This is a genomic window from Rhizobium oryziradicis (assembly GCF_001939045.1).
GTDB classification, from domain to species: Bacteria; Pseudomonadota; Alphaproteobacteria; order Rhizobiales; family Rhizobiaceae; genus Allorhizobium; species Allorhizobium oryziradicis.
Map to the genome: position 1 here is coordinate 462,306 of NZ_MKIM01000025.1, position 11,434 is coordinate 473,739.

Sequence of the window (11,434 nt, forward strand, 5' to 3'; positions counted from 1 at the left end):
ATGACCTACACCCCACATTTTCGGAGCATTTCGCGCTCAATTCTCGGCGTCTTCGCCGCCACGATGAGCTTCTCCGTCGCGCATGCCCAGCAGGGGCCGACCGGACAGTCTTTCATCGACACCTTCAAAACGCTGGATTCGGCCCGTTGGTATATTTCCGACGGCTGGAACAATGGCGCGCATCAAAATTGCACATGGACCAAAAACAACATCAAAGTTGACAATGGTCATCTGCAACTGACCTTCAACAATACACCGTTGAAAGAGCGCAAATTTTCCTGCGCCGAAATTCAGACCAAGCAGCGGTTTGGCTATGGCACCTATGAAGTGCGGATGAAAGCCGCCGATATTTCCGGTTTGAACTCTGCCTTTTTCAGCTTCATCGGCCCGGTCGATAAATCGCCTCACGATGAAATCGATTTTGAGATTTTGGGCAAGAACCTCAACGAGGTGCAGGTCAATCAATATATCTCCGCCAAGGGCGATAATGAGAAGCTGGTGCCTGTGCCGGGTGGTGCCAACAAAGCATTCAATGACTATGCCTTCGTGTGGGAAAAAGACCGTTTACGTTTTTACGTCAATGGCAAAATGGTGCAGGACGTCACCGATCCGGCCAAGCTTCCCTCCCATAGCCAGAAGATTTTCCTGAGCCTGTGGGGCACCGATACCCTCACCGACTGGATGGGACCTTTCTCCTACACAACACCCCAGACCATGACAGTTGAGCGCGTGGCATTCACGGCATTGGGCGACAAATGCCAGTTCCCGACCTCTGTTGCCTGCAAGCTGCAATAAGCCGTCCCGGTTCCCAAACTGACCTAGAGGATTTATGACCCTGCGTGTCCTTTACCTAGCCCATGACCTTGCAGACCCGGCCATTCGCCGCCGGGTTCTGATGCTGCGCGCCGGTGGTGCAGAGGTCATGCTGGCCGGGTTTCGCCGGGATGAAAACGCACTGGCTGCGGTGGAAGGCATTCAACCGATCGAATTGGGAACCACGTCTGACGGGCAATTTGTGCAACGCGCAGTTTCCGTGGTCAAAGCCAGCCTGTTGGTTAAATCAAAGCTCGGTCATCTGCCCAGACCCGATGTTATCATTGCCCGCAATCTGGAAATGTTGAGTGTTGCTTACCGGGCACGCCATATTTTTGGCTCACCTGTTCCGATGGTTTATGAATGTCTCGACATTCATCGGCTCATGCTGCGCAAGGATGTGATCGGCTCCGCCCTTCGAAGCCTTGAGGGGCGGTTTAGCCGCGATGCCAGCCTGCTGATCACCAGTTCACCTGCCTTTGTCGAGCATTATTTCAAGCCTTTGTCCGATGTGGATCTTCCGGTCATGCTGTTGGAAAACAAAGTGCTTGATCTTGAAGACAATCATGGTGCGGCATCGGTTTCGCAATCGCCGCCAACGCCTGAGCAGCCTTGGAAAATCGGCTGGTTCGGTGCCTTGCGCTGTGCAAAATCGCTCAAGCTACTCTCCGATTTTACCCGCGCCATGGAGGGACGCGTCGTTGTTGATATGCGCGGTCGCCCGGCTCATGGTGAATTTGACGATTTCGACGCGCTGATTGCGCGTGAGCCTTACATTTCCTTTCATGGAGCCTATCGCAATCCTGAGGATTTGGCCGATATCTACAGCCAGATCCACTTTGTCTGGGCGATTGACTTCTATGAAGAGGGCCAGAATTCCAGCTGGCTGTTGCCCAACCGATTGTACGAAGGCTGCCGCCATGGCGGCATTCCCATCGCGCTGAAGGGCACCGAAACCGCACATTATCTCAATCGAAAAGCCATTGGCTTCGAGATTGGCGATGCAAGCGTTGCCGCCCTGACCTCCTTGTTTGAGACCATGACGACAGAACGCTGCCTCCAGGCAGTCGAGCATCTTAACGGGCAGGATCCGCGAAATTTCACGTTAAACAAAGGCGATTGCGAGACTTTCGTCGCCCGGCTTTCGGCCCTCCCTGCTCCGCATTCACGCGCGACAATGGCGCGCCAAAAGCCCGCCCACTCTTCTTCAGGACCAGCAACAGTTCCAACCCCGAAAACCTCGGCAACAAAGGTGGACGTTCATGATGGCTGACAAGCTTAAATCCGTACGATGCCTTATTGTGATCCCATGCCTCAATGAAGCCAAGCATATAGAAGGCGTGATTGCCAATCTTGAGAAAGCGCTTGTTGATCTGGACGCCGACATCATTGTGGCGGATGGCGGCAGCAAGGATGGCACGCAAGCGATTGTTTCAAATATCGTGGCGCGAAACCCCAAGGTTCATCTGATCGACAATCCGGCTAAAATCCAGAGCGCCGCCGTCAATCTGGCTGTTGCACAATTTGGTGACGGCTATGATTACATGATCCGCATTGATGCCCATGGCACCTACCCGCAAGACTATTGCCAGACACTGGTGATGGAAGCGCTGGAAACCAATGCGGACTCCGTGGTGGTTGGCATGTTGACGGTGGGCTTTGGCACGTTCCAGAAGGCCACAGCCCTTGCGCAAAACTCCAAGCTTGGCAATGGCGGTTCACGCCATCGCGTTGGTGCAAAAAGCCATTGGACTGACCATGGGCACCATGCGCTGGTGCGCATTTCGGCCTTCAAAGCCATCAATGGCTATGATGAAACCTTTCGGCACAATGAAGACGCCGAGTTTGACTATCGGTTGAACAAGGCTGGCTTTCGCGTCTGGATGACGGCAGAAACCTCGATGACCTATTATCCGCGCTCCAGCCCCCTGCCGCTGTTTCGGCAATATTTTGGCTATGGCCGGGGCCGCGCCAAGAATTTTCTCAAGCACAATTCCCGCCCAAGCCTGCGCCAGCTTATTCCGCTGGCGGTGGCACCCGTCACCCTGTTTGCCCTGCTGGGTCTGATCAGCTGGCTTGCCGTGGTTCCCTTCGTCGTCTGGGCCTTTGCCTGTATCGCCTATGGGGCGTGGCTGACATTTGGTGCCCAAAAGCCATTGGGTCTTTTGGCCTCTGTTTCGGCCATGATCATGCATTTTGCCTGGTCGGCCGGGTTTTGGCGCGAGTTGCTGGATGTGCGAGGGCGCAAATCCCGGTCTATCGGGCCACGCCAAGAGGTGACATCATGAGTGACACAGCCTTGAGCATGCGGATCGACATCGGCATTTGCACCTTTCGACGGCCAGAACTGAAGGCGGCTTTGTTGTCTTTGGCCATGGTGGACGTGCCTGCGGGCATTTGCCTGCGCGTCATCATTGCCGACAATGATCAAACGCCAAGCGCCCAACCTCTGGTCAACGGCCTTCTGCCACATCTGCCCTGGCCGGTGGTGTATGTTCATTGCCCGGCCGGGAATATTTCCATAGCCCGCAATGCATGTCTGGATAACAGCGATGCTGATTATCTGGCCTTTATGGATGATGATGAAACCGCCACGGAAGGCTGGCTGACGCAGCTTGTGACAATCGCCACGGAAACAAAGGCCGATGCGGTGCTTGGCCCTGTGCATGCCGGTTATCATGACAGTGCACCCGAATGGATGCGCAAGGGCGATTTTCATTCGACTTTTCCGGTGTTTGTGAAGGGCGAAATCCGCACGGGTTACACCTGCAATGTCCTGCTCAATCTGCGCTCTGCCCATCTTTTGGGCATGCGCTTCAATCTGGCGCTTGGCAAAACCGGGGGTGAGGACACCGAATATTTCACCCACATTCATCGCAGCGGTGGCACCATTGCCTATGCGCCGGAGGCGCTGCTGTATGAAGCCGTGCCGCGCCAGCGCGCCCGCTTTGAGTGGCTGGCAAAACGCCGCTATCGCATGGGGCAAACCCATGGCCGTCTGGTGGCGGACGGCGCTGGTGCATTCGCCAGGATCAAGAGCCTGATCATCACCGCGGCCAAAGCTGCATTTTGTTTCATCGCCGCACTGCTTGTGGTTTTTGCTCCCATTCGCCGCAATCGCTTTGTTTTGCGCGGCATTTTGCATGTCGGAGCCCTATCGGGCATTCTCGGATTTCGTGAAATCCACCAATATGGATCGCTGGAGGCCGTTTCTCCATGAGCACGTTGGCGACCACCCGGGTTCCAGATGTCAGCATTGTCATTGCTGCCTATAATGCTGCTGACACAATTGAGCGGGCGATTGACAGCGCGCTGGCACAGATCAATGTCACGGTTGAAGTGATCGTTGCTGACGATTGTTCTTCCGATCAAACCCGTGAGCGGGTTTTGTCCATCAACGACCCAAGGGTTCAATTGATTGCGCTGGACAAGAACAAGGGGCCGGGCGGTGCCAGAAACGCCGCCATTGCCGCCGCAAAAGGCCGATGGATTGCGGTGCTGGATTCCGATGACGTGTTCAAGCCCATGCGCCTGTTCCAGATGCTGGAGCGCGCCAAAGAAACAGACGCGCAGATTGTGGTCGATAACCTCGACGTGATCGATCTCGATAACAACGGCCGGACCATGTTTCTGGAAGAGGCTTTGGCCCAGCGCGCGCAGATCGATCTTGCCAGTTTCATTCGCTCCAACATCCTGTTTAGAGCCGAACATAATTTTGGCTATATGAAGCCGGTTTTCGAGCGTGACTTCCTGTGCTCCAAGGGTCTTCAGTTCGATGAGAGCTTGCGCATTGGCGAGGATTATCTGTTGCTGGCCTCAGCGCTGGCGGAAGGTGGGCGCTGCGCCATCGTCCCCACAGCCGGCTATGTTTATTATGTCCGGGCAGGCTCCATTTCACGCGTGTTGCACCTTCATCATGTGGATGCCATGCTGGCAGCCGATAGCGGCTTCCTGCAACGCTACCCTTTGCAGGGCTCGGCGTTGGCCGCGCAAAAGAAGCGCACGGCCAGCCTGCATGAAGCCCATGCCTTTATCTCCTTGATCAACAGCCTCAAAGCGCGCTCGATTTCGGGTGCGCTCAAAGCGGCCCTAACCAATCCGCGGGCGCTTCGCCACCTGCGAATGCCCATCATGATGCGTGTGAAACGTCTTTTGAAAGGCCGCACCCGCACCAAAACTTCAGCATCACTGACACCCGGGGGCACGCACGCCCCCCTTCACAAAGGATAGCGACATGGATCTTCGCAAGACCGTTCGAAAAGCCGTTATTCCCGTTGCTGGCAACGGCACTCGGTTTCTGCCCGCCACCAAGGCGATGCCAAAAGAAATGCTGACAATTGTTGACCGCCCCGTCGTACAATATGCTGTTGATGAAGCCCGCCGTGCGGGCATAGAGCACATTGTTTTTGTGACGAGCCGCAACAAGCACAGCATTGAAGACCATTTCGATGATACGCCCGAGCTGATTTCAGCCCTGGAGAGCTCTGGCAAGATGAAACAGGTGAGCGAGTTGGAAGCCATGCTTCCCACCGCAGGCTCTGTGAGCTTCACCCGCCAGCAGGCCCCGCTTGGCCTTGGCCACGCCGTGTGGTGCGCGCGCGATCTGATTGGCAACGAGCCTTTCGCTCTGCTTTTGCCCGACATGCTTTGCTATGGCGCGCGCGGCTGCATGGCTGGCCTCATGGATCTTTACAGCGTCAGTGGCGGGAATGTTCTGGGCGTTGAGCAGTGCGCACCGGAAGAGGTATCGAGCTACGGCATTGTTGCCAAAGGCGATGCCGTGCAGCACGGCTTTGTGGTGACGGGAATGGTTGAAAAACCGCCCGTTTCTGAAGCACCATCAAACTTCTACCTCAATGGCCGCTATATTCTGCAGCCGGAAATCTTTGATGTGCTGGCAAAACAAACACGCGGTGCAGGCAATGAGATCCAGTTAACCGACGCCATGCGGACGCTGGCAACCCAGCAACCCTTCCATGCGCATCCTTACGCTGGCAAAACATTCGATTGCGGCTCAAAACATGGATTTATCGAAGCCAATGTGGCCTTTGCTCTGGACAGGGACGACATCGGCGATGCCGTATACGAATCCCTCAAGGAAATGGTCATGATGCACGAAAGCCGTATTCAGGCCGCTTGATACAATAGACTGCGGTGCACTTGAACGCCATCACGGCCTGATCTCCGATCCGGCCGTGATGGCCACTCTGTACGTCTTGCAAGATCAACTGTCTGTTTGACAGAAGATACGTCCAGCAAAACAATCGTGGCTGGTGCAGGCCGACCAACATCTGCCACGAACAATGAAGAACAGCACCATGAACGAGAGAACTCTGCCCTTGAAAGCCGTTCTACATCGAGACCAGCCCGACGCCGATTCCTTTATTGATCTGGACAGGCTGCTGACAATTGCCGCCCGCCGCATGCGGATGGTGGCCCTGTGCGTGGCCCTTTTCGTGATGCTGGGGGTGCTCTATCTGCTCTTTACCACCCCTTACTATACCGCCTACACCCAGATCTTGCTGGATGACAATCTGTCGCGCTACACCGACCGCGACAACCCCCCGCAAGATGACCGCACACAGGCCGACATGCAGATTGCCAGCGCCATCGAGGTGCTGAAATCCAACAACATGGCGTTGCGTGTTGTGGATGAGGCAAAGCTTGCCGACGTGGCGCTGATTACCGATCCGCCGAAATCGCTGGTCGGCGAGCTGAAAGACGCGATTGGCTCTGTCAAAGGCCTGTTTGTTACCAGCCCTCAGCGGACACCAGAGCAAATCCGTCAGGGTCTGCGTGGCAAGGCTGCCGCCATGTTGCAACAAAGCATCGCAGTTGAGCGCGTCATGCGCAGTGCGGTGCTGTCAATTTCTTATCGCTCGCCCGATCCTCGTCTGGCTGCCAAGGTCACAGAGGCCTATGCCAATGCGTTTTTGACCGATCAGCTCAACGCCAACTTTGACGCCAGCGAACGCGCCACGCTATGGCTGCAAGGCCGTCTCGACGATCTGGGCAAGCGCGCGCAACAGGCCTCGCTTGACGTTGAAAAGTTCAAGTCGGCAAACGGCCTGACCCAGACCGGCGGCGAGTTGATGACCGAGCAGCAACTGACCGATCTGACCAAGCAATTGATTGTTGCGCAGGCAGACGCCGCCAGTGCCGCCGCCCGGCTCAATCAGTTTAAAGCCATTGTGGAACAGGGTCCGCAAAATGCGGTCAAGAATGCCATTATATCCGGCCAGACCAATGCCAATCAAGGCTTGCAGGATCTGCGCACCCGCTATCTCGCGGTCGAAAAACGCGAGCAGGACGTTGTCGCCAACTTTGGCGCAGACCACCCGCAAGCCGTGGCGCTGAAAGCAGAAAAAGACAATATCGGCCAGCAGATCTTTCAAGAACTCAAACAGCTGACAGCCAGCTACGCCAATGAATATGATGTGACGCAATCGCGTGAGAAATCTTTGCGTGACAGCATTCAGAAGCTCACAAGCACAAATTCGGAAGCCAACGTTGCCCTTGTTCATCTTCGCGAACTTGAGCAAAAAGCATCCGCGTTGAAAACCATGTATGCTGCATTCCTCAGCCGTTACGAAGTGGCAAGTCAGAGCCAATCTCTGCCGGTTACCAAGGCCCGCGTGATTTCGCAGGCGGGCACTCCCTCTTCTCCCTCCAGCCCGCGCAAAACCATGGCGCTTGCCTTGTCTGCCGTGCTGGGCCTGATTGTGGGTGCGGGGCTTGCCTTCGTTCAGGAAATGCAGGAGCGCTATTTCCGTCTTGAGAGCGACATCCGATCCGTCTTGGGATTGAAATCACTGGGCTATTTGCCAAGAATGGGGCCGCGCGCCAAAAAGCCTATGAACCCCAAGCTTCGCCGTTGGCGCAAAAAGGCACCAAGCGGTGCGACGGTTGCGCCACCCTTGAGCGAAACACTGGGACTGGATCGCATGATGCGCACCGTCATTGATGCGCCGCGTTCTGCCTTCACAGAAACACTGCGCAACACCAAACTGGCCATCGACGTGATGCTGCAAGGGCGCACAAGCCGGGTCATCGGCATTGTCTCGGCCCTGCCCAATGAGGGAAAATCAACGGTTGCCGCCAATCTCGCCGTGCTTCTTGCCACGAGTGGCAAAAGAACGTTGCTGATTGATGCCGACTTGCGCAACCCAAGCCTCAGCCATCTGCTCAATCCCCCTGCCAAAACCGGTCTGATACAGGCCGTTTTGGGGGATGCGTCGTGGCAGGACTGCATAAAGGTGGATCAGGAAACACAGCTTGCTATATTGCCTGTTGCCCCCGGTGCTGGTGCCCGTTCATTCGTCCATACCAATGAACTGATTGCCTCACCGGGCATGAACACGCTGTTGGACAGCGTTCGAAAATCATTCGATTACATTGTTGTCGATCTCGCGCCCATTGGCCCGGTTGTTGATGCCAAAGCATTTTCCCACCTGGCGGACGGCTTCGTGTGTGTGGTCGAATGGGGCAAAACCCCAACAAAACTGGTCTCCGATCTTTTGGATGCCGAGCCTCAGATCAACAATAAAGTCGTCGGTGTGCTGCTGAACAAGACAGACATGCAGGAACTGAGCCGCTACAGCGATTTTGGCGGATCAGAGAAATTCAGAAATCAGTATAACAAATATTATGTCGAATGACGCTTCAACGACCGCATAATTCTTCAAATCGGAATCGGTTTAAGGTGGAAATTATGCAGCAGATTAAATGTGTCACAGCGCCGTGCGTTTGATAAAACGCACGGCGCTGTCAGTTTATACAGACCCATGCCGCCTGAGCGGACAATCTCGTCAGGCCGCAGATTTATGTGGTCAGAAGGGCTGTCGTGCCTCAAACGGCATTGCCTTGGATGAATGCCCTCTTGCTGCAGTTTGGCCTACAGGTCGTGATCGACATCGTCTTCGCCTTAGACCGAACTGAAAAGAGCAAACACGGAACATATACCGCTCGAAAAACTTACACTTATTGTGAGCCACGGATAGGACGGGAAGTTTCGCGCCATGAGGAATAAAGTGTGCATTATAGGCTCTGGTCCCACCGGCATTTATACGCTCAAGCAGCTTTTGATGGCCGAAAATTCCCTCATCATCACCATTTATGAAGCTGAAGCGGAGGCTGGCAAGGGTACACCTTATCTTCCCAGCGTGAACGATCCGGCGATGCTGTCCAACATCCCCAGCATTGAAATTCCACAGCTGGATGAGACGCTTGTGGAATGGATGCGCGGCCGCACCGATGATTACCTTAATGAATATGGCATCCTGCGCGATGACATCCATGAGCGACAATTTTATCCGCGTCTCGTTCTGGGTGATTATTTTCACGAACGGTTCATGAGCCTCGTTCGCTCCGCCGAACAACGCGGTCATCATGTCGAGATTTTCCCAAAGCACCGCGTGATTGATATCGCTGTAACGCCCGACGGCATCCTGGTGACTGTCGTATCAGCGCAAAAAGTCAGTGCCGTTTTCGACCATGTTGTTCTTGCCACCGGCCATCACTGGCCAGCCCAAAAACAAGCCCAACCGGGGTATTTCACCTCCGCATGGCCTGCATCTTCTCTGCACTCGATCCAGAGAGGACGCCTTGGAATCCTGGGAACATCGCTCAGCGCAATTGACGCGCTCATGACCGTCGCCACCTCCTGCGGGTCCTTTCTTTACAACGAAGAAGGTGATCTTACCTTTCAAATTGGCCGGCAGTCTGAGACCTTTTCGGCGGTTATGATGTCTCGAAAAGGCTTGCTGCCGGAAGCGGATTTTTATTGCCCGCTCCCTTATCTCGATCCCCAAATTTGCACCAATCAGGCAGTCGACACTCTGATTTCCCGCGGACCGGCAGGGTTACTTGACAACGTCTTTGAGCTGTTCAAACAAGAGATTATGGTGGCGGACGAACAGTATGCCGCAGATATCGGGCTAGCAGCGCTCACCGTCGACACTTTTGCAGACGCCTATTACGAACGACGCGTCGACAGCGATCCCTTTGTGTGGGCCGCTCAAAATCTTGCGGAAGCCGAGCGAAATATAAAAGCCAAATACACGGTGCCATGGCGCTATGCGATCATGATCACCCATGAAATCATCGCGAAAATCGTCCCGTACTTGAATACGGAGGATTTTGCGCGATTCAACAAATCCTTCAAAAACATTTTTATTGATGAATATGCCACCGTTCCGCATCTCTCCATCAAGCGTATTTTAGCACTTCACGCGGCCGGACGGCTCGAAATTCAAAAGCTTTCCGATGATTATGACATAACGACCAACAATCAATCACATGGGGCGACAATCCAGACGGCAGGATCGAGTATCAGATTTGACAATTTCATCAATGCAACCGGCCAAGGCCCATTGTCTGCCACTGAGCTGCCTTTCCCGACGCTGGTTGCGCAAGGAAGCGTTCAAGAAGCACCGACCCAAAACCAGATCTCGCCGCTCAACATCCACGAAGTCCCGACCTCGAGACGAATGGGCGGAATTGATGTCGACGAATTCTTCCGGGCACGCTCACCGGGGGGAATAACCAATCGGATATATTGTGCTGCGATCCCTTTTCTGTTGCACAAAATGCCTTTTGTCCAAGGCATCACCAGCGCAGCGGAAATTGGAGACATTGTCGCAAAGGCAATCATTGAAGACCAGTTGGATTCGACGAAACGTGAGATGCTATTGGCATGACAACAAAGCAGATGCCCTCGGACATACCGCGCGCCGAACAGCGCAAACCCATTGGACAGATTGCTGAGATCTGGCGTTATCCGGTAAGCTCACTGGGCGGAGAGCAACTCCAAACCGTGGATATCACCACGACAGGCATCGTTGGTGATCGACAATTTGGGCTTTTCGAGACATCCACTGGCAAGACCGCATCGCCAGAAAATGATTCACGTTGGCACCCTGCACTCTTCCTGATGGGTAGCATCGACAACACCGCCAAAACCTATATCCACTTTCCAAATGGGGACGCCTATCTGGTTTGCGATCCTGCGCTCAGTGCTGCACTCAGTCAATATTTTGGCTTCAGCGTCGGAGTTGGACGGTATAACGACCCAGATTGGCCTGCGGCTCAGCAACTCCCATTAATCGCAAATCGCTATCAGCCCGCTGCTCTCCATGTGATCACGTCGGCATCAAGGGATGCGTTATCGAAGCTGTTGTCGTTGAATGATCTGGACGACCGGCGATTTCGTCCAAACATCGTTTTGAACGTTGAAGCCGGCCCTTGTTTCTTGGAAAGCAACTGGCTCGGGAGCACTCTGCACTGCGGTGAGCTATCCATGCTGGTCACGGAAAGCACAAAACGTTGCGGCATGACGATCATTGCCCAGCCCAATATCGCCGCTGATGTTGAGATCCTACGCACGATTGTTCGCAACAACGGACGGACATTCGGCGTCTATTGTGATGTGCTGAACACTGGCAGGCTGCAGGTTGGCGGTGGGATGGAGCTGGAGGCGGGCGCATTCGGCGCTTGAGTGTCCAATGCTGCGTTTAAAGCTTCTATTACCCCCTATACGCAGAAGCCCACTCGCGAGAGTGGGCTTTGATTTTGTTGTATATTTGGTTGCGGGGGCAGGATTTGAACCTGCGGCCTTCAGGTT

At 54.5% G+C, this 11,434-nt stretch carries 9 protein-coding genes; all 9 read left to right on the forward strand.

Annotated elements, in window-relative coordinates; genetic code table 11:
* The 9 genes from exoK to BJF95_RS10210 all read left to right on the forward strand — a co-directional run bounded on the left by exoK (position 1) and on the right by BJF95_RS10210 (position 11,308).
* The gene (gene exoK, locus BJF95_RS10170) at positions 1 to 795 is read left to right on the forward strand and encodes an endo-1,3-1,4-beta-glycanase ExoK (protein ID WP_075639311.1); all 795 of its coding nucleotides are present in this window, start codon (positions 1 to 3) and stop codon (positions 793 to 795) included.
* Between the two features lie 34 nt (positions 796 to 829).
* On the forward strand, positions 830 to 2,086 hold the full coding sequence (locus tag BJF95_RS10175) for a glycosyltransferase family protein (protein ID WP_075639312.1): 1,257 nt from the start codon (positions 830 to 832) through the stop codon (positions 2,084 to 2,086).
* On the forward strand, positions 2,076 to 3,101 hold the full coding sequence (locus BJF95_RS10180; RefSeq protein WP_075639313.1) for a glycosyltransferase family 2 protein: 1,026 nt from the start codon (positions 2,076 to 2,078) through the stop codon (positions 3,099 to 3,101). The genes BJF95_RS10175 and BJF95_RS10180 overlap by 11 nt, the downstream gene beginning before the upstream one ends.
* Positions 3,098 to 4,033 carry a glycosyltransferase family 2 protein gene (locus BJF95_RS10185; RefSeq protein WP_075639314.1) on the forward strand — a complete coding sequence of 312 codons (936 nt, stop codon included), beginning with the start codon at positions 3,098 to 3,100 and terminating at the stop codon, positions 4,031 to 4,033. Before BJF95_RS10180 ends, BJF95_RS10185 begins: the two co-directional genes overlap by 4 nt.
* Complete coding sequence (locus BJF95_RS10190) at positions 4,030 to 5,043, forward strand: glycosyltransferase family 2 protein (RefSeq protein ID WP_075639315.1); 1,014 nt, start codon at positions 4,030 to 4,032, stop codon at positions 5,041 to 5,043. The genes BJF95_RS10185 and BJF95_RS10190 overlap by 4 nt, the downstream gene beginning before the upstream one ends.
* 4 nt (positions 5,044 to 5,047) lie before the next feature.
* On the forward strand, positions 5,048 to 5,953 hold the full coding sequence (locus tag BJF95_RS10195) for a UTP--glucose-1-phosphate uridylyltransferase (protein WP_075639316.1): 906 nt from the start codon (positions 5,048 to 5,050) through the stop codon (positions 5,951 to 5,953).
* 178 nt (positions 5,954 to 6,131) lie between these two features.
* Positions 6,132 to 8,471: a polysaccharide biosynthesis tyrosine autokinase gene (locus BJF95_RS10200; protein ID WP_075639317.1), complete on the forward strand. Its 2,340-nt coding sequence runs from the start codon at positions 6,132 to 6,134 to the stop codon at positions 8,469 to 8,471.
* A gap of 360 nt (positions 8,472 to 8,831) precedes the next feature.
* Positions 8,832 to 10,511, forward strand: a complete 1,680-nt coding sequence (locus BJF95_RS10205) for an FAD/NAD(P)-binding protein (protein ID WP_075639318.1) — start codon at positions 8,832 to 8,834, stop codon at positions 10,509 to 10,511.
* A complete protein-coding gene (locus BJF95_RS10210; protein WP_075639319.1) occupies positions 10,508 to 11,308 on the forward strand; it encodes an MOSC domain-containing protein in 801 nt (266 codons plus the stop codon). The genes BJF95_RS10205 and BJF95_RS10210 overlap by 4 nt, the downstream gene beginning before the upstream one ends.
* The last annotated feature ends 126 nt before the right edge of the window (positions 11,309 to 11,434 follow it).